Source organism: Francisella persica ATCC VR-331 (genome assembly GCF_001653955.1).
Classification (GTDB): domain Bacteria; phylum Pseudomonadota; class Gammaproteobacteria; order Francisellales; family Francisellaceae; genus Francisella; species Francisella persica.
In genome coordinates this window covers 334786-354951 of record NZ_CP013022.1, presented here as the reverse complement: position 1 = coordinate 354951, position 20166 = coordinate 334786, and the positions used below count along the sequence as shown (strand labels likewise).

Here is a 20166-nt window from a genome sequence, read left to right as displayed (position 1 = left end):
AATAATGAAACAAAAGACTATAGCAAAAGAATTTTCTGTAACAGGTGTTGGTTTGCACTCTGGTGTAGATGTTTCTATGACTGTTAAATCAGCTGATGTTGATAGTGGTATAGTATTTCGTCGTGCTGATTTAGCCCCAGTTGTTGATATCAAAGTTACTCCATCTAGTATTAAAGAAGCTATAATGTGTACTCTTTTAACAAAAGATGGTGATCAAAATCTATCAGTATCAACAATTGAGCATTTGATGTCCGCATTTGCTATGTTTGAAGTTGATAATGTATTGATTGAGGTTAATGCTCCAGAGTTACCAGTAATGGATGGTAGCTCTTATGAGTTTACACAGTTACTAAAAGAGGCTGATATTGTTGAGCAAAATTCTGCTAGAAAAGGTATCAAAATCTTAAAACCTGTAAGAGTTGAGTATGAGGGTAAGTTTGCTGAAGTTTTACCTAGTGATACATTAAAATATGAGTTTAAGATTCACTGGGATCACCCTGTAATTGCGGCAACAAATGATCACATAGTTTTTGAATATGATCTTGATGAGTATATTGAGATGGTTTCAAAGGCTAGAACATTTGGTTTTTATGAGCAGCTTGCCTACTTACATCAAAACAATCTTGCTAAAGGAGCATCGTTAGATAATGCTGTTGGTATTACTAACGAAGGTGTCCTTAACGAATGTGGTTTACGTTATGATGATGAGTTTGTCAGACATAAGCTTCTAGACGCGATTGGTGATTTCTATGTTGGTGGTTATATCTTAGGTCATTTCAAATGTTTTAAGTCAGGTCATACTCTTAATAACAAGCTCCTACATGCTATCTTTGCTGATAAAGATGCGTGGGAATATATTTAGTTTTGTCTTAATCTGTTAAAATTATGTTTTGTTCTTTTATATCGATTTCTAGAGCTTGTTTAATAATTTTTGTATTTTTATCGTTATGAATTTTATTTATAGCATTTTCACGCTTAATTTCAGTAGGTGATTTTTGCCCAGCAGAGAGTAGATTTTTTATATCTAACCTGAAACTAGCATTATTAAGATACTCACTAATAATTGCTTGAAGTTTGATTATACTTTGAGGATTAAGCTCAAGAATTTTTTTAGCATCTTCATTAAGTTGAATTTCAAATGTTTCACCATTATCACTGATAAGATGACTATTAAAAGCTAGTGTTTTTGTGAAGCCTTTTAGTTTTAGTCTATTAAGGAGATTAAACCATTTTTTATCTAATGACTGTTCTTGAGTGTTCTCAGTAACTGTTGAATTATTATTTTGTGTTACAACTGATTTTACAGTTTGTTTAGTTTGTTCTGGCTTAAATGTATTTTTAAGCAAGCTTATATCATTTCTAGCAGTTGTTGCGTTAGCATCTGTCTTAGAGATTTGGGCTGTATCAGTTAGGTTTTTTTTTTGAAATGCTATAAGTCTAAGTATAGCCATAGTTACACCAGTTTCGAAATTTGGTGCTAAAGGAATATCTTTTTTGGCAGTTATTGTGAGTTGATACAAAAAGTGTGCTTGCTCTATTGATATTTTTGCCAAAATATTATTGATTATATCAACATCAATATCATTAATAGCATCTAATGACTGTGTAAAGCTATAGATACAGCAAGCGAACCAAATTTCGGCGATTTTATCTAGTACAGCATCGGCACTACTTTCTGTAAGTGCTAAATTTTTGACTGCTGGAAGTATCGTACTTGGATCATTGTTAATAATCGCATTTATAATACTATATACTTCTTCACTATCAATAATTCCAAGCATTTGCTTAATTTGAGCATGCTTAAGTTCGCCACTACAAAAGCTAATAGCCTGATCAAGTAAACTTAAGGCATCTCTTAAGCTTCCTTTGGCATGATAAGCTATATACTCAAGTGACTGCTCATCTGAATTTATATTCTCTTTAATTAGAACTGTTTTTAGTTGATTCTTGATATCAGCCTGTGAGATATGCTTAAGATGAAGTTGTATGCATCTGGATAGTATCGTAACAGGGATTTTATGATAATCTGTAGTTGCTAAGATAAATTTGACATACTCTGGTGGCTCTTCAAGGGTCTTTAGCAAAGCATTGAAGCTTTGCTTAGATAGCATATGTACCTCATCAATTAGGTAGACTTTATATCGCCCTTGTGATGGCATATATTGAATATTATCCAATATCTCTTTTGTCTCTTCAACACCTGTGCGTGAAGCAGCATCAATCTCAATCAAATCTATAAAGCTATTATTATTGATTGCTACACAGTTTTCACATTTGTTACAAGGCTCAGCAGTAATACCAGTTTTACAGTTTAGACATTTTGCCAAGAGTCTACCAAGTGTTGTCTTACCAACTCCACGAGTACCTGTAAATAGATAAGCATGGTGGACTTTTTGAGTTTCTAGAACATGTACTAAGCTGTTAAGAGCATGCTGTTGTCCAGTAACTTCTGAAAATGACTGTGGACGATATTTTCTTGCTAATGCTTGATATGACATTTATAAATTAGTTTATTAGAAAATCATATAGTAAATGATAACAGAGTTAGACTAAAAGAATAAGAGGATATTTATATAACTTTGAATAGTCTTTATTTGCAAAATTTAGCGTAAAAATATAGAATTTACAGACAAAAATATTACATTAAAATCAAAAAATGGAATCTATAAATTATAAGCTTGTGTTAAAAGATCTAATGGTACGTATTAAATCTTTACGGGACTACCTTTGACTATGATGCTAAGAAAGAAAAGTTAACAGAAGTCCTAATGGAACTAGAAGATGGCGCTATTTGGGACAATCCAGAGTATGCACAAAGTTTAGGTAAACAAAAAGTTGAGCTAGAAAATGTTGTAAATAGTTGTGAGTGTATTTCAGAGACGTTGGAAACTCTTAGTGAGCTTTTAGAATTGGCAGAGAAGGATGAGTTACTAATGCAAGAAATTGCTCGAGATACACAAGATGTGGCTAGTGAGATTGAGAAGCTTGAGTTTCGTCGCATGTTTTCAGGTAAAATGGATGCTAATAACGCATTCTTGGATATTCAGTCGGGTTCTGGAGGTACAGAAGCACAAGATTGGGCAGAGATGCTAATGCGGATGTATATGCGTTGGGCAGATAGTCATGGTTTTAAGGTAAGTATTAATAATGTCTCGGATGGAGATGTTGCAGGTATAAAAGGATGTACGCTAAAAATAGATGGCGAATATGCTTATGGTTGGCTGCGTACCGAAACTGGTATTCATAGATTAGTGCGCAAATCACCTTTTGACTCAAACAGTAAGCGTCATACATCTTTTGCATCGGTATTTATCTCACCTGAGGTTGATGATGATATTGATATTGAAATAAATCCTGCTGATTTACGAGTTGATACTTATCGCGCATCAGGGGCTGGTGGTCAGCATGTCAATAAAACTGATTCAGCTGTGAGAATAACGCATATTCCAACAAATATTGTGGCACAAAGTCAAAGTGATAGGTCACAGCATAAAAACAGAGATAACGCGATGAAACAGCTTAAGTCAAAGCTATATGAGATGGAATTACAAAAGCGTAATGCTGAAAAGAATGCTCTTGAAGACTTAAAGGCTGATATTGGTTGGGGTAGTCAAATTCGTTCGTATGTGCTTGATCAGTCGCGTATTAAAGATCTAAGAACAGGAGTGGAAAACACCAATACTCAAGCAGTATTAGATGGTGATTTGGATAAGTTTATTGAGGCTAGCTTGAAAAGTGACTTGTAATAAATGGGTTTTATAAAAAGAAGGTTTCGCTACTTACTACGTAAGTTTTAGCGACATACTTTTTTCTTGGCAGAAAATAGTATGCAAAACTGCCTAGCACTTGCTATCGCTTATTTGCATAAATGGTATTTACAAGACTCGCGTAAGCTCAAACAGTTGTAGATATTTTTCATTATCAGTAGCAAAAGCTAACCGCAAAAGTGCAAAAAATATAGGGTATAAAGATGAGCAGTAAATTAAAAGATTTAATAAAAACAGCGATAAAAGAGTATTTAGATGCTAATGATATAACAGTTAAAGATGCTGTTAGAGGCAAGATTAGAGATCAAATTAGTGAGTTTTTAGGTGAAGTAAGCGAGATAAATGAGCAGGTTAAAGAACAAGTTGTAGCACTTGCGAAAAAGCATGTAACAGAGTTGCAAGAAAGCTCACAAATCGCTTTAAGAAAAGAAAAGCTAAAAACTTTAGCTAAGCAAAATAATGGCATAAGCCATCCAAATAGTTTCCGAAGAAATGCTGTTGCTACAGAGTTACAAGCTTGCTATGCTGATAAGACTAAGCAAGAATTAGAAGAGCTAGATAACAAACAACAGTATAGTCTAACAGGTAGAGTAGTTCTACGCCGTGTCATGGGTAAGGCATCTTTTATAACACTACAAGATTACACCAGTAGAATCCAAGTTTATCTAAAAAAGAGTGACTTACCAGAAGGTCAATATGAAACTTTCAAAAATCTATGTGATTTAGGTGATATTGTAGGTATTTCAGGAACTATGTTTAAGACAAATACTGGTGAACTTTCTGTAGAAGCAAGTCATTTCGAGATCTTAACGAAGGCGATTCGTCCGCTACCAGATAAATTCCATGGTTTAGCAGATCAAGAGATGAGATATCGTCAGAGATATGTTGATTTAATTACAAATGAAAAATCGCGTGAAGTTTTTAAGGTGCGTTCAAAAGTTGTAAGTTTTATCCGTAACTACTTTGATAAATTGGATTTCATGGAGGTAGAGACACCAATGATGCATGTTTTACAAGGTGGTGCTGCCGCTAAGCCATTTAAGACACATCACAATGCTTTAGATATGCCATTGTATTTACGTATTGCTCCAGAACTTTATCTAAAAAGACTAGTTGTTGGTGGTTTTGAGCGTATTTATGAAATAAATCGTAATTTTAGAAACGAAGGGGTATCTTCGCGCCATAATCCAGAATTTACAATGCTAGAGTTCTATATGGCGTATGCTGATTATAACGATCTTATGGATCTAACAGAAGATATGCTTTCTAAGCTTGTACAAGAAGTTATTGGTAGTGAAGTACTTGAGTATGGAGACTATAAAATCAACTTTAGTGGTAAGTACGAGCGTATCTCAATGGTTGATTCAATTGTTAAATATAATGATGATATTACCAAAGAAGATTTAGCAACTTTTAAATCAGCTAAAAAGATTACTGAGAAACTAAAAATAAAAGTCGAGGCTTACCATGAGCTTGGACACCTAATAAATGAGATATTTGAAGAAACTGTTGAACATAAGCTTATTCAGCCAACGTTTATCACAGATTATCCAGCAGTAGTTTCACCACTAGCGCGTAGGCAAGATGGTAATCTAGAATTTACAGATAGATTTGAGTTCTTTGTCGGAGCGCGTGAAATTGCAAATGGTTTCTCTGAGCTTAATGATGCCGAGGATCAAGCAGAGCGCTTCAGAAAGCAAGTTGAAGCAGCTGCATCTGGTGATGATGAGACAATGCCGTATGATAAAGATTATATCCGTGCTCTAGAGTATGGTATGCCTCCTACAGCAGGTCAAGGAGTCGGTATTGATAGACTTGTGATGTATTTAACGAATTCACAATCTATTAGAGATGTGATTTTATTCCCGCATATGAAGCCAGAGTGAATTAAATGCTAAAAAACTTTCTTCAATCATTTTTTGGAAATGTCTATACTCCTGAAATTGATCCTTTATAGTACATACAAAAATTTGTCAGTCCAAGCTATAAACAAATAGTTGATGGTCATAAGATTAACTATGCAGGGTTTATCGAGCATATAAACAAGCAGCGCGAAGTATAGTTAGAGATGTTGAGTTTAAATTTATTTTTCTTGTTGGAGAGTGGCGTGTAAAAGCGTAAGTAAAACCAGATAATCACGAGATAATAACAAAGGTTTATGCTTTCTTTGAATTTAAGGATGGAATGTTAGTTTCATGTGATGAGCGTATGAGAATGGTTCAAGGTGCTGTAGAAGATTAAGATTTAGGTAGTAGGATAGTTTATGTCGAAAGATATTGTAAGTCATGGGATATTTTGTAGTTATAGTGAAGCTATTACTGAAAATCTAGAATATCTTACGATGACAATTTAAAATCTCTTTTATTTGATTTAGAGAGTTGCTCATTAGGTAGGTTTTTGATCGAAAATATAGATTTAGTGCTTATTGGAGGTAATTACCCAGAATAAAGGTGGTTATAGTAATGATTTGGAGACTAAACTTTATAATTACGCACCTATATACCAAATAATATTTAGACAAAAAATACTAGAATTAGTTGATAATGCAAAAAATTTATCTGTTCCTGCAGGTCTTTTACCAGAATTTTCAGATGAGCTAATCTTATCTAAAAATTTCAGATCGATGCTTATGATCTTGATGCAAGCTGTGCAGAAAAAAGTGAATTATCAAAACTTGGGAATGTTATATATATCAAAAATGAGAATTGTTATAATGCAGTAGTTAGTAATGGTCTTAATATTTATCTTTAAACTAGCGAAAAGGTATAAAAATTTTTTCAGTTTAAAAGTGACTCTCTAAAACTCTAGGAGTAACGCTTATTTGTAGCTTTATAGCTTATTTAGATGAAGTTAAATATTAAAGTTCTTAAAATATAAAGTTTGGTAAAGAAGTTTTTAGAGATATACTAAATGTAACTTGGAAAAAAAACATTCACAAGATGAATTTTATCAGATACTTTCAAATTGTGGTTTTAATATTAAAGAAATGAAGGTATTTCAACTGTTGTTGCTATTAAGAAAGTAATAATTATTACTAATGATCATCATCATAACTAGCTTTATGGGATTTACCCTCAATATATGAAGTAAAAGCAATTAGTAGTGCAGAAACCACAAAGACAATATGGATAACAGCTGACCACATTAAATCTCTATCATTTGTCTGAGAAACTTCAAGGAATTTTTTTAGTAAAGAAATAGAAGATATGCCAATAATTGAACCGGCGATCTTTAACTTAACAGCATTAGGTGAGAGCTTTTTAATCCAGACTGGTTGGCCACCACTTTTTTTATCTAGATTCATCTTGCTTACAAAGTTTTCATAACCACTAATTACTACTATTACTACAAGATTAGCTACTAATACAACATCACAGAGAGTCAAAGTAAGAATTATTAACTGATCTTCGTTAAAGCTTTTAAAAGAGGTAAATAAGTGATGTAGTTCATGATATATCTCGTATATAAAACCAAATAAAACTAGTGATAAAAGTAGATAAATTGGTGCCTGAATCCAACGGATACCAAATATAAAAATCTCAATTATTGATAATATTTTGTTTATAAATTTACTCATGTGATAATCCTATATTTAGTTTGCAAAAAAATACTTAATGAATAAAGATATATGAATTAAAAATTAAAAGCAATAATATATTTCCTCATAAAAACTCTAAGTATTATAAAGGATAAGCTTTATGGGGTAAGTAAAGAATATAAACTGATCTATATTGACGAGATAATGACAAATACATATTTACTTAAATCTTTTTTGTCTTAGAATATGCGGCACCATATATAAGGCTAGCTATAAATGCTAGTACTGCAAAACGAATTCCTGTAAATGTTATATGAATAAATGCAAATACGAATGATGTGATTATTACTGCTATAATTGGATTAAAAGCTTCTCCAGAAGATTTCCTCAGATAGACATGTAAATATCAGATTTACAAAAATGAAATACTAAAGAGTATAGTGCGTTAGTTTAAAATCAAATTTTTTGAAGTCAAGTAAGTAGTTTATAGGAATTAGGATGAATACTGCTATTAATCCATAAAAAAAACCTGGTTTTATAACTGACAATAACTTGCTTAAACTTTTCAAAAGCCTAATTTCTGATGAAAAAAGTAATAAAAAATATGTTGGCATAATAGAATTATAGTTTAAATATAGACTAAAAGGAATAGCATCTTTTGAAATTTGAATGTTTTTAATTATACATATTAAAAACAAAAATGCATGTAGTTAAGAAATAGAATCATTGCGGTAATTATTAAAGAAAAATAAACTAAAGTCTTTTTTATTTTTGAAAAAAAAAGCTTAACAGATAAATAATTATATATAGTAATTACTAAAAACCCAGTTAAACTTACTATCCATCCTACTAATGTAAGAATTAGAGAAGCTATAACTGTAATATTACCCAAAAGTCTTAAATCTTGTCCACAGTGATAAAACAGAAGTGATATCTAAGACATACGCTAAGTATATGAAATATTAAATTGAGCATAATTTTAGGCTATGTCTAACAGTTCAATTACATAAGTATTATTATTCATTATAGCATCATCTATTGGTTTTTTACCCCATCTGTCTGTAGCATTAACATTAGCACCTTTGCTGATAAGATATTTAACAATATCTTCATGGCCTTCAGCAGCAGCTAGGTGAAGTGCTGTTCTTTTATCATAATCACCTTTGTTAATATCGACACCTAAGGCAACGGCTCTTTTTATTTCTGATAAATCACCAGCACTTGCTGCCAAAATTAGTTCAAATGTTAAGTTTGACTCAACAGTCATTCTATTTTCAACTGGATTTATTTTGTCACAATGAGTTATATGATCATAGTTATGGAAACTAAACTTCTCTACTAGTCTTTTACTAAATTCAACACCTCTTACAGAGTTATGATTATGGTCAAGGCGAGGAGAAAAAATTGCAAAACCACCAACATTTGGAATAGCTATAGCTATAGCTCCAGAGACTCCTGATTTTGCTGGTAAGCCAACAGAGAAAGCATACTCACCAGAAAAATCATACATGCCACAAGAATACATCATTGATAAGCAGTTACGAATTGTTGTTGGTGAAAATATTTTTTTGCTAGTAAAAGGGCATATACCACCATTAGCTATAGATGCCATAATTTTTGCCATTTTTTTGGAGTTAACTTGGATAGAACAAGTTTGGAAGTAGAAATCCAATGCAGTGTGGATATTTGTACCCTCTGGAAAAGCACCTACTTCTTTCATAAAATGAGCTAGAGCATAATTTCTATCTGCAGTTTCTTTTTCTGAATGATATACAGCGTTATCAAAGCCGATAGGTTCGCCACCTGCTAGATCTTGCCAAACATTAGTAATGTGTTCAAATCTATCAGCAAGATTCCACTCTGGTTTGATTAGTGAGCACATCATGATAGCACCAGAGTTTATCATCGGGTTATGAGGCAGGTCGTACTTGTTTAATGCTATAGCATTAAAAGTAATACCACTTGGTTCTCTACCAACATGTTGGTGAACTTTATCTTCGCCATTTTCTTCAGTAGCTATACAGTATGTAATAGTTTTTGCAGTCGACTGCACACAGTATGGTTGTAGATAATCTCCTAAGGTAATCATTTGACCATCGACACTACAAAAAGCCACAGCAAAAAGATTAGGATCAACCCTTGCTAGTTGAGGAATATAGTTTGCGTTTCTACCTGTTTCATTTTTTTTAGTTTCATTATATATGGCTTCGATTTCTTTTTTAAAATCATTAAAATTAGGAATTATAAAGCCTTTATTAACAGCTTTTTCGATAAGACCTATGTTTTCAAAGGTAATTTCTTGAAATGTATCAAAATCAATCTTTTCAATATCAGAAAGCTTATCTAATTTGCTGATTAATTTAGTGATGCGATGATCATCATTGCTAATACCTGACTCAACTAAGATATCTATAATATCTGTTTTTGTCATAAAGTTATCTTTATCACAGATAGCATTAAAAATATTTTTATAATAATCTTTGCCGCTAGATGTAGTTTTAATCATTATTGTTTTCATGAGAAATATAGTTTTTAACAAAAAATAATATTAGGTTATTTTACAGAAAAAAAAGAGGATTTAATATAAATAAGATCTGCTTAACTAATAGTAGCTGTTGCAAGAGCTATAGCCACTAAATATGGATCTGAGTTTGCTCCTGGTCTTCTATCTTCAAAGTAGCCATAACCTTTTAAGGCTACTTGTCTTGGGATTCTAATAGAAGAGCCTCTATCAGCATCACTAACTTTGAAAGTGTTGATATCACATGTCTCATGAAGTCCAGTTAAGCGCTCATGAAGATTAAAACCATAATTTTTGATATCGATACTATGATTTTTCTCTAGGTTTTTAACTATATATTCAATAGCTTTCCTACCATCTTGAGGATCTCTTGTTTTCTTCGTTGAGAAGTTTGTATGAAGTCCAGCACCATTCCAATCGCCTTTAATAGGTTTATTATCAAATGAAATGGTAATACCATATTCTTCGCTGAGTCTCTCTAATAACCATCTAGCAATGTGAGTATGGTCTGCGACATTTAGTATACCAGCGTCCTCATTATCTGCACCTCTATAACCAATTTGAAACTCCCATTGCCCTGGCATAACTTCGGCATTTATACCATAGAATAAAATTCCTGCTTCTAGGCATGCCTGCATATGAGTCTCAACTAAGTCACGACCAAAAGCTTTGTTTGCGCCAGCACTACAGTAGTAAGGTCCTTGAGGCCCTGGGAAACCAGTAGTCGGCCAGCCTAATGGACGACCATCTTTAAACATTGTATATTCTTGCTCAAAGCCTGCCCACATCTGATGATCTTCAGCACTATCTAAAAGGGCTCTTAGCTTGGCACGATTATTTGACGTGTGTGGAGTTTGTCCATCAGGGTTATAAACCTCACATAACACTAAATAACCATAGTCTCTTAGTGGATCAATTACAAAGTTAACAGGTTTAAGAATACAATCTGAATTATCTCCTGTAGCTTGGTTTGTTGAAGAACCATCAAAACTCCATTCTGGGAAGTCATCTGGATTCTCAAATTCTTTAAACGGTAAAACTTTTGCTTTAGATCTAAGATGAGGCACAGGATCTGAACCATCAACCCATATGTATTCTGCAGTTATTACTTTCATATCTTTACTATATTCCTTAACATTGGTTAATTCTGTTTAATGATATCAATTGTCTGAAAAAAGTAAATGCTGCTATCACAGTTGCAATTAAAATTTAGAAAAATTCTTCTAGTATTTTAGAAAATATCAAAAACAATTTCATTAAGCTTAAGTTGTATATTTCCTTTTCTCACACCTTTGATACATAGATCAGTATCAAGACATTTTTCCAATCCTGCTGAAATTTTTTTAGAACTAAGCTTATTTGCTAAACTAGTATAAAACTTCTGTTTAGCTGGCCAGATATTATTATCTTTAAATATCTTTTGATGATAAATTACTTGAGTGTTCTTAAGTTGAGAGAGTATTCTTAATTCTCTTTTTAGAGCCCAGAGCACAAGAGGTGGCTTGTCATTTTCGTTTAGAATGCTATTAAGTATCTTTAGTGCTTTGCTTTTGTGTTGAGAGAGAATTGCTTCAGAAAGATCAAATACATCAAAACTAGCATGCTCATGAAGAAAAGGACGAATTGTATTTTCATCAAAGAGTTGACTATCTTGGCGCGAGAGTAGTTTTATGATTTGTTTTGTTGCTATCAAGTTACCCTCTGTCTTTAGTGCTAAGAGTTGAGTTGCTTCTTTTGTAAGGTTTAAGCCAAGCTGTTGTATTTCATAATTTATAATACTTATGGCATTATCTAAACTTGGTTGAAAAATACGAATATGAATAGCCTTATGCTCTAAGCTTTGAAACCATTTTGCTGTGGTGTTTTGCTTTTTTATACCATTGAAAACAAGCAGGTAAACATTACCATCATCATTTATAAGCTTATCAACCAATGCTTGTTGGAGTTTTTTTTGTGGAGGTTTATCAAAATTAAATTGGATAAATCTATCGATTGTAAACAAGCTAAGACAATCAACTTCGTTATACAAAACATTTATGTTTTGTTCACTTAAATCATAATAGCTGATTTCATAACCTTTAGCTTTAAACTGATTAATTATTTTTTCAATAGTATTGTGTCTCTGCAGAGGTTCGTCACCTGTTATGATAAAAAGTTTGTGGGCAGTGAGATCATTTTTTTGTAGTAGATCAAAATAACTTAATTCCATATTATTAATAACTTTAAACTATTGTTATATATCATAGTTATTTTACTATACTGTTTAGCATATAAAAAATCAAAAGAGGTTTAATTATGAAAAAATTAACTGTAGCACTGTTAACAACAGCACACTAATATTGCTGTCAGGTTGTGTAACCAAACCAGCAAATATAATACCCGTTGAAAACTTTCAAGTAGATAAATATCTTGGTAAATGGTATGAGGTAGCAAGGTTTGATAAAGGGTATGACAAATGTCTATGCTGAGTATAGTTTAAACCTTGATGGAACTATAAAGGTAGTAAATAGTAGTATCCATCAACTGGTAAGAGAAGCTATGCTATAGGTGTTACTAAATTTGTTGAAAATAAAAATATTGGCTACCTTAAAGTATCTTTCTTTGGACCTTTCTATAGTGCGTACCTAGTATTTAAGCTTGATGATAATTATAAATGTGCCTATGTGGCCGGTGCTGATAAAGATTATTTATGGCTACTTGCTCGAACACAAACAGTGCCACAAAATAATTAAAGATGACTTTATCAACAGAGCAAAAGCTTTAGGTTACGATACTGATAAACTAGTTTGGATTAAACAGTAAACAACAAGATAGGATTTAAACATAAAAAACTAATCTAATAAACGAAGTTTGATTTTGTAAATTATTATTATGTCTAAACTATGATGATCGATTGGTTGGTTTTTTATCAATAATCACTTTAAGTATAAATTGAAATTGTTGTTATTTAGGTATTTTTAATTAGCCTTTTAAAGGCTAAAATATAAAATATATTTGTGTATATTATTTGTTAGATGAAGAGTTTACATAATTTTGGTAGCTTTGATTTTGGTTGGCTAGTTGTCAGTATTGGGATGGCTGTTGGTGCTGGGATAGTTTTGGTGCCGGTAAGTGTTGGTGTAGTTGGCTTTGCAGTCTTTGTAGTATCGATACTTATAGCATATCCAGGTATTTATCTTCTTCAGAAGCTGTATATAGAGACTTTATTTGCTTCTAAAGAGCCAAGGCCATATAAGGAAACTGTTGCTGAGTTATTAGGTGGTAAGTGGGCGACTTTTTTAGGGGCATTGTATCTATTAATGATGCTAACATGGACTGTAATCTATGCTGAAGTTGTAGCAAAGTCTCTAGCAGCTTACTTATATATGTTTAAACTTACTGCTAATCCACATCTTGAGCATAATGCTTTGTATGGCGCAATTTTGATGATAGCACTAATTTTCATAGGTATGAAAAGTCAAAAGCTTTTTGTCAGAGTATCAACTTTTTTAGTAGTTATTTTGATTGTAGCAATTATTTTTGCATCGGTTTTTTTAATGCCACTATGGTCATTTAATAATGTTTTATATTTACCTGTTGATAGTGGCGAGTTTATCTCTAAAAGTATTATCATGCTACCATTTTCTTTGACATCGATTTTATTTATTCAGTCATTAAGTCCTATGGTAATAGGTTATAGGCTACATTTTCGTAAAAAAGACAAAAACTTTGTTTTAGCTAAGACTGTTACTACAATGACTTTAGCATTTGTTATCTTAGTTGTTATTATTGGCTTTTATATTCTTTCATTTTCATTAGTTATTCCAAAAACATATGCGCTAGAAGCTACACAACATAATCAGTCAGCATTTATTCTTTTAGAAAAACAAGGCTTATCCAATGGTGTGTTGTATATATGTGGAATTGTTATTAGTTTGTGTGCTATTTTAACTTCGTTTTTGAGTGTTTTAGCAGGTATGGAAGAATCCTTAAAAGGAGTATTGAGAAAAACTGCAATAAGACTAGGTCTAAAAGATGATACTAATCATATCTTAAGCTTAAATACACTTATAGTAGTTATAATTTTTCTACTAACATGGCTTTCAATAGTTTTTGATGCACCAGTATATAAACTAGTGCCTTTATCTGGTCCTGTATTTGGTATATTAGGCTGTTTAGTACCATCATATATTGTTTTTAAAATACCACAGCTAGAGAGATGTCGTACTAAAAGTATTTATTTTGTTATTTTTGTTGGAGTTATATTAGTGATATCACCACTTTTGACTTCTGCATTATCTTAGAAATTATATATGACTAATCTGACTATATTATGTAATTTTTAGAAAAACTATCTTTTGTCAACCTATTTATTAACTAAGCCAAATCGAAGTGGTAGCGTAGGATTTTCTGAAGTAGAACACTAATAAGAAAATCGATTTTACTGATCAAGTCGTGGGGATGATGATATATTGTTTTCGGATTACTGTATTATAAAAAACTAAATATGATAAAGCTATAATCAACTATAAGACTATCGTGCTGAACTGGTTAAATTTATTTATGTTATTTATACTGGATTATCTATATAAGAACTAGCAAAAGAAGAGTTTGACTAATGCCTAAAGTGTCTCATACCAGTAAAGACCATAGCAATACTTGCTTTGTTAGCAGTATCGATAACTTCTTGGTCATTTTTTGAACCACCTGGTTGGATTACCGCTGTTGCTCCAGCTTTGATACATTCTTCTAAACCATCAGCAAAAGGAAAGAAAGCATCTGAAGCAACTACTGAGCCTTTAGTGCCTTGGTGAGCTTGCGCTTTTTCAGCACCAATACGCGCAGAATCAACTCGGCTCATCTGTCCAGCACTAATTCCTACTGTTTGATTATCTCTAGCATAGACAATCGCATTTGATTTGACATATTTAACAGCTTTCCATGCAAACATTAAGTCAGTCCATTCTTTATTACTAGGAGCTCTATCTGTAACAACTTTACAGTCATTTATTTCAACACTACCATTATCATAAGATTGTGACAGAATACCACCATGGATGTTTTTACTTATCATCCGCGATGATTTAGTATCAAAAACTTTGCCTGTTGCTAGTACGCGTAAATTTTTCTTGGCTGCCAAAATATCTAAAGCTTCTTGGGTATAAGATGGTGCGATTATTACTTCTAAAAACATCTTACCAAGAGATTCGGCAAATTCTTTATCAACTTCACAGTTAAATGCAACAATGCCGCCAAATGCTGAAATTGGATCACAAGAAAGAGCTTTTTGCCAAGCTTGATAAGCATTTTTACCAGAAGCAATACCACAAGGATTAGCGTGTTTGATGATTGCACATGAAGGTTCAGAATATTCACAAACCATTTCAAAAGCCACATCAGCATCATTAAGGTTGTTATATGATAATTCTTTGCCTTGTAGCTGTTTGGCATTAGTAATACTAATACTATCTTTGTCTATAGAGTATATGGCAGCTTTTTGGTGAGGGTTTTCGCCATACCTTAGGACTTGCTTAAGAGTACCTACTGAAAAAAGCTTTTGTGGGTATTCTTCAGCTAACTCTTTACTAAACCAGTTTGCAATATTACTATCATATTCAGCTGTATGAGCAAAAGCTTCTTTGGCAAACTCACGACGAGTTTGTAATGTTGTTTGGCCATTATTTTCAGCCATTTCTTGGATAACTAGAGCATATTGATTAGGGTTGGTAACAATAGTAGTATGTTTGTGGTTTTTTGCACATGAGCGTAACATAGAAGGTCCACCAATATCAATATTTTCAATGCAAGTATCAAATTCAGCGCCAGATTTAACCGTATTTACAAAAGGGTATAGATTAACTACTACCATATCTATTTGCCCAATGCGATTTTTTAGCATTGCATCTATATGCTCGGGATTATCTCTATCAGCTAAAATTCCACCATGAATAAGATGATGTAGAGTTTTGACACGGCCATTCATTATTTCTGGAAATTTTGTATGCTCTGAAACATCTGTTACATTTATTCCAGCATCTTTAAGGGTTTTTGAAGTTTCACCTGTTGAAAGTATTTCAATGCTATAATTGCTTAACTCTTTAGCAAGCTCTATTATACCTGTTTTATCATATACAGATATTAATACCCTTTTTATTTTTGACATATTTATTCCTTGTTATTGATGTATTTAAAATTAGATTTTATGTAATCATTATAGCAATTTTAACTATAAATTCTTAGTTTAAAAGCTTTTATTAATCAATATTAGACTAGCAAATTAGCTACTAATATATTAATATTTATTATCAAAATTTTAATCTAATAGTATTCAATTTAATATGTCAAATATCGTAATCGTAGGTGCTCAGTGGGGTGATGAAGGTAAAGGTAAAATAGTAGATACTTTAGCTGAGAAAGCAGATTTTGTTGTACGCTATCAAGGTGGCAATAATGCTGGTCATACATTGGTTGTAAATGGTAAGAAGACATTTCTTCATCTGATACCTTCAGGGATTTTACATCAGCATACAAAATGTGTAATTGGTCATGGTGTGGTTTTAGATCCTGTTGCCTTAGATGAGGAAATTACACGTTTACAAGCAACAGGTATAGCAATCTCAGCAGAAAATTTATTTGTTTCTGAATCTTGTACAATTATTACTTCTTATCATAAGCTTTTAGATGCTGTTAGAGAAAGTAGTACTAGTGAAAAAATAGGTACAACTGGTAAAGGTATTGGTCCAGCATACGAGGACAAGGTATCGCGTAAAGGTACCAAGTTTAAGCATCTATTTGATAAAGATATATTAAGATCAAGATTAGCAATCTCTCTAGTAGAGAAAGAAACTTTATTTAGAGATTTATATAAAGTCGAATATCCAACGTTAGAACAAGAACTTGATAAGCTTTTTGCTTTAGGACAAAAGCTTATTAAGTATACAGCAGATACTTTTTCAATAATAGATCAAGCAATTACAGCAGGTAAAAATATTGTTTATGAAGGCGCACAAGGCGTGCTTTTAGATGTTGATTATGGTACTTATCCATTTGTGACATCTTCTAATACTTCAGTTGCGGGTGTATATTCTGGGGCAGCAACTGCTGGGCATATTTTAGATCATGTGATTGGGATTACAAAAGCTTATACGACAAGAGTTGGTGAAGGACCTTTCCCAACGGAGCTTTTTGATGATGTTGGTAAATTTATTCAGCACAAGGGTGGTGAGATAGGTGTAACAACAGGTAGAATCCGTAGATGTGGCTGGTTAGACTTACCTCTTTTAAAATACTCAGCAAAATGTTCAAACTTAACATCAATAGCCTTAACAAAGGTTGATGTTTTATCTGATATGGAGTCACTAAAAGTTTGTATTGGTTATAAGTATGAAGGTAGAGAAATATATTGTGCTTATCCTGGTATAGATCTTTACAAGGTTGAGCCAATTCTTATTGATATGGAGCCGTTTTCTATTGATGAAACTATAACAAAAGATAATATGCCAGCATCACTTAAGACATATCTAAAGACTATATATAATCATATAGGTATTCCAATATCTTCATTAGCATATGGACCATCTAGAGAACAAATTTTATTCTTTGAGGATTATTTCAAAAAGGATTAATTTATGACTTATTCTGCAGAAAATACCGAAGTTTATATAACAAGCCAACAACTTGAACAAGCTGTTACTAAATTAGCAGAACAGATTAATCAAGACTACTCAGGCCAAGAAGTTACGCTTGTGTGCGTTTTAAAAGGGTCTTTTATGTTTTTTGCCGATCTTGTTAGAAAGCTACGCATTGATCTAAGGACGCAGTTTATTACAGCATCTTCCTATGGTTCTGGTACTACTAGTTCTGGTGCTGTGACTTTGACTTTGACAGAGACTTCATTTAAAGAAGAGTATATCAAAAATAAAAATATCATAATAATTGAAGATATAGTAGATACAGGACATACCTATAATAGGTTAATGCAAGGTATCGGTAAGTATAATCCTAAAACACTAAAGTTCGCGACTTTATTGTTTAAGCCAGCAAGACTTGAAAGAGATGTTAAGCTTGATTATGTCTGCTTTGAAATAGAAGACAAATTTATTGTTGGCTATGGCTTAGACTTCGATGAGAAATATCGTGAACTACCGTATATTGGTATTTTAAAATAAATTTTGTTTATAAATTAACTTAGTAATAGCTACTCGCAAAAAAAATCTCTAAAAAAATCTTCAGCTAATTTTCAAACTATATTATTTAAGAGTTTATTAAATACCTTGCTAAACTTAAATTAATATTATGATTTGTGAAAGAATTATAAATATTATGAAAAGTATGTAGCTGCCAATCTGCTTATCCATTTCTTACTGAGATTTATTGATTTGCTCTTGGTGGTACCATTGGATCATTATAACCATGTAGAACGAGTATTTTGGTATCGATATTTTGTTCTTTTGGCTATATTAGATTCTAGTAAACTATGAAAGCCAATCACCGCTTTACGCTCGAAATTTGACCTAGTCTTATCTAAATTTGCTACCAAAGCAAAAACCTATTGCAGCTATATTTGCTCGGCATTCTATGCTGTTCTAAGTCTTGTCATTAAAGCATATTTTTCGCCTAAGAGATTTATTCATAAGGGTAAAATTTTCTTATTTAGATTTACCTACCTTTGCGTTACTATATATATTTATAGCAAAACCAAGATAGCCTTTTCTAGCCTAGTTATTGCCTGCACAGGCAAAATCATCTCTACCTACCCATGTCTTATGTGCGCGCCTCTATCTCTGGATATGCGCAAAAGCCACCATCACTACTATACTCAATGTAATTATTTAGAATTAGCGTAATTATAAATATAAAGCTAGTTTGGTATAATCAAGTAATTATATATTAGTGAAAATTACTAAAACTTGTTTTTTAGTATACTTATTAGGTATAAGATACAGATAGTAGTTGTAATAAAAAAGTTAATTGGCACATCAATGTAATACGCAGCTACTATACTTGACCACACTGTCAAAACTGAAATCAAAGTGCTTAGAGCAATAGGCTTATAGAAACCATCAACCCATTGAGTTGCAATAGCAGCAGGTCCGATTAAAAGTGAAAATACTAGTAATATACCGACAACTTGGCAAGCCATAGATACAGTTATTGCAATACATATAAAAAGTAAGATAGATAAAAGCTTGTTTGGTACTTTTTTTGACTCGGCAAATACCGGATCTATCGATGATATGAATAATGGTCGAGTAATTATTATCAGTAATGTTATTGTAAATATTGCTAAACCTAAAATAATGTATATTTGCTCAAGATTAACTGTGAGTATATCTCCAACAAGAATAGACATTACAGAACCAGAATAACCACTTTGGTATAAGAATAGAAAGTAAGTCCCTAAACCTAAGAAAAAAGTTAGTACAATACCGATAGCAATATCATTTTTCTTAATCTTATCACCAAAAGCACCCATAAGTAACCCAGCGACAAGATTTATCACAAGTTGTCCAGTCATTGCTGATAGATTAAGTAGCACGGCACCAGATGCTCCTGTTAGACTAATATGCCCTAAAGCATGTGAGGCAAATGATAATCTTCTAATTATAACAAAAAAGCTAATAATGCCACAGATAATCGCTATTATTGTTCCAGATATGAACGCGTAGAGCATAAAAGTATAATTAAACACAAATATCATCCTGTAAACAAGGTAGCTCATTACAATAATGGCATTGGCCATCCTTAAAATGGATAAAGGCATCTAGTTGAGTGCTAATCTCTTTCATATCGTGTGATATTATTAATAAAGTGATATTTTCTTTTTTATGGATTTCTTTCAAGCAAGCTAAGAATCTTTGCTTTGCATCTGGATCAAGGTCTGATAATGGTTCATCTAAAAGAAGAATTTTTGGCTCATTAATCAACGCTTGCACTAAATAGACGCGTTTTTTTTGCCCACCTGAGAGGTTTTTGAATGGTTTATGAATGTAGTCTTGGGTTTGTGTTAATGTTATAAGATATTCTAGCTTTTCTTTAAATCTTTTACTAAATAATGGTAGCCCCCATGCCTTCGGTTTATAACTATATTTAACAAGCGTATAGCCTGAAGTTTTTTCTTCAAAGTTTATTTCTCGCTCTTGCGGAATATAACTAATAGTATTGACATCTATTTTGTTATTATTAATAGTTATTGAACCAGAGATAGTTGGTATTTTACCTAATAATGTCTTGAAAAATGTTGATTTACCAACACCATTCTTGCCAACGATACCAACCCATGAATTTGTTGGAATCTCTAGGTTTAGCGTAGATGTAATTGGCGTATTATAGCCAATTACAAGGTTAGAGCATTTAATCAT

16 protein-coding genes and 2 pseudogenes are annotated in these 20166 nt (G+C 32.3%); 8 read left to right on the top strand and 10 right to left on the bottom strand.

The features are described from left to right. The first annotated feature begins 1 nt into the window (after window position 1). Window positions 2-862 (top strand): UDP-3-O-acyl-N-acetylglucosamine deacetylase, encoded by an 861-nt coding sequence (lpxC, locus tag FSC845_RS01795; RefSeq protein WP_144416516.1) that lies wholly within the window; start codon window positions 2-4, stop codon window positions 860-862. A gap of 7 nt (window positions 863-869) precedes the next feature. Here the strand turns inward: lpxC and dnaX are convergent, their stop codons facing one another. Next, complete coding sequence (gene dnaX / locus FSC845_RS01790) at window positions 870-2498, bottom strand: DNA polymerase III subunit gamma/tau (protein WP_068594346.1); 1629 nt, start codon at window positions 2496-2498, stop codon at window positions 870-872. Window positions 2499-2656: 158 nt separating this feature from the next. Here dnaX and prfB point away from each other — a divergent pair. The 3 genes from prfB (at window position 2657) to FSC845_RS08010 (ending at window position 6489) form a co-directional block, all read left to right on the top strand. Then, window positions 2657-3746 (top strand): peptide chain release factor 2 gene (gene prfB / locus FSC845_RS01785; RefSeq protein WP_144416515.1). Its coding sequence is split into 2 segments (ribosomal slippage): window positions 2657-2728 and window positions 2730-3746, totalling 1089 coding nucleotides; the frame shifts between segments, so codons are not numbered across the junction. 224 nt (window positions 3747-3970) lie between these two features. Beyond that, window positions 3971-5653, top strand: coding sequence for a lysine--tRNA ligase (gene lysS / locus FSC845_RS01780; protein WP_064461513.1), 1683 nt, complete (start codon window positions 3971-3973; stop codon window positions 5651-5653). Window positions 5654-6192: 539 nt separating this feature from the next. After that, on the top strand, window positions 6193-6489 hold the full coding sequence (locus FSC845_RS08010) for a hypothetical protein (protein ID WP_064461512.1): 297 nt from the start codon (window positions 6193-6195) through the stop codon (window positions 6487-6489). A gap of 312 nt (window positions 6490-6801) precedes the next feature. Here FSC845_RS08010 and FSC845_RS01770 read toward each other — a convergent pair whose 3' ends face one another. The 5 genes from FSC845_RS01770 to holA form a co-directional block, all read right to left on the bottom strand. Then, a complete protein-coding gene (locus tag FSC845_RS01770) occupies window positions 6802-7344 on the bottom strand; it encodes a TIGR00645 family protein (RefSeq protein ID WP_064461511.1) in 543 nt (180 codons plus the stop codon). 184 nt (window positions 7345-7528) lie between these two features. Continuing rightward, window positions 7529-7648 carry a CPBP family glutamic-type intramembrane protease gene (locus tag FSC845_RS08495; RefSeq protein WP_322786755.1) on the bottom strand — a complete coding sequence of 40 codons (120 nt, stop codon included), beginning with the start codon at window positions 7646-7648 and terminating at the stop codon, window positions 7529-7531. 636 nt (window positions 7649-8284) lie between these two features. Continuing rightward, complete coding sequence (glsA, locus tag FSC845_RS01765) at window positions 8285-9823, bottom strand: glutaminase A (RefSeq protein WP_064461510.1); 1539 nt, start codon at window positions 9821-9823, stop codon at window positions 8285-8287. A gap of 80 nt (window positions 9824-9903) precedes the next feature. Beyond that, the gene (locus tag FSC845_RS01760) at window positions 9904-10941 is read right to left on the bottom strand and encodes a glutamine synthetase beta-grasp domain-containing protein (RefSeq protein WP_064461509.1); all 1038 of its coding nucleotides are present in this window, start codon (window positions 10939-10941) and stop codon (window positions 9904-9906) included. Between the two features lie 116 nt (window positions 10942-11057). Continuing rightward, on the bottom strand, window positions 11058-12035 hold the full coding sequence (gene holA / locus FSC845_RS01755; protein ID WP_064461508.1) for a DNA polymerase III subunit delta: 978 nt from the start codon (window positions 12033-12035) through the stop codon (window positions 11058-11060). An 86-nt stretch (window positions 12036-12121) separates the two neighbouring features. On the opposite strand from holA, the pseudogene FSC845_RS01750 reads away from it, so the two are divergent. Together FSC845_RS01750 and FSC845_RS01745 are read left to right on the top strand one after the other, a co-directional pair. After that, window positions 12122-12628, top strand: a pseudogene (locus FSC845_RS01750) (lipocalin family protein). A gap of 212 nt (window positions 12629-12840) precedes the next feature. Beyond that, window positions 12841-14109 carry an aromatic amino acid transport family protein gene (locus tag FSC845_RS01745; RefSeq protein ID WP_064461507.1) on the top strand — a complete coding sequence of 423 codons (1269 nt, stop codon included), beginning with the start codon at window positions 12841-12843 and terminating at the stop codon, window positions 14107-14109. Window positions 14110-14420: 311 nt separating this feature from the next. On the opposite strand, the gene purH is transcribed toward FSC845_RS01745, so the two are convergent. Continuing rightward, window positions 14421-15968: a bifunctional phosphoribosylaminoimidazolecarboxamide formyltransferase/IMP cyclohydrolase gene (purH, locus tag FSC845_RS01740; protein ID WP_064461506.1), complete on the bottom strand. Its 1548-nt coding sequence runs from the start codon at window positions 15966-15968 to the stop codon at window positions 14421-14423. Window positions 15969-16143: 175 nt separating this feature from the next. Between purH and FSC845_RS01735 the strand changes: the two genes are divergently transcribed. Together FSC845_RS01735 and hpt are read left to right on the top strand one after the other, a co-directional pair. Beyond that, entirely contained in the window at window positions 16144-17430 is a 1287-nt protein-coding gene (locus FSC845_RS01735) for an adenylosuccinate synthase (RefSeq protein ID WP_064461505.1), read from the top strand. 3 nt (window positions 17431-17433) lie between these two features. Continuing rightward, on the top strand, window positions 17434-17973 hold the full coding sequence (gene hpt / locus FSC845_RS01730) for a hypoxanthine phosphoribosyltransferase (RefSeq protein WP_064461504.1): 540 nt from the start codon (window positions 17434-17436) through the stop codon (window positions 17971-17973). Window positions 17974-18044: 71 nt separating this feature from the next. Here the strand turns inward: hpt and FSC845_RS09515 are convergent. From FSC845_RS09515 to FSC845_RS01720, 3 genes and pseudogenes are all read right to left on the bottom strand, one after another. After that, a pseudogene (locus tag FSC845_RS09515) lies at window positions 18045-18652 on the bottom strand (dienelactone hydrolase family protein). Window positions 18653-18707: 55 nt separating this feature from the next. Next, window positions 18708-19547: a metal ABC transporter permease gene (locus FSC845_RS01725; RefSeq protein WP_144416514.1), complete on the bottom strand. Its 840-nt coding sequence runs from the start codon at window positions 19545-19547 to the stop codon at window positions 18708-18710. Next, window positions 19489-20166: a metal ABC transporter ATP-binding protein gene (locus FSC845_RS01720; RefSeq protein WP_064461502.1), complete on the bottom strand. Its 678-nt coding sequence runs from the start codon at window positions 20164-20166 to the stop codon at window positions 19489-19491. The genes FSC845_RS01725 and FSC845_RS01720 overlap by 59 nt, the downstream gene beginning before the upstream one ends.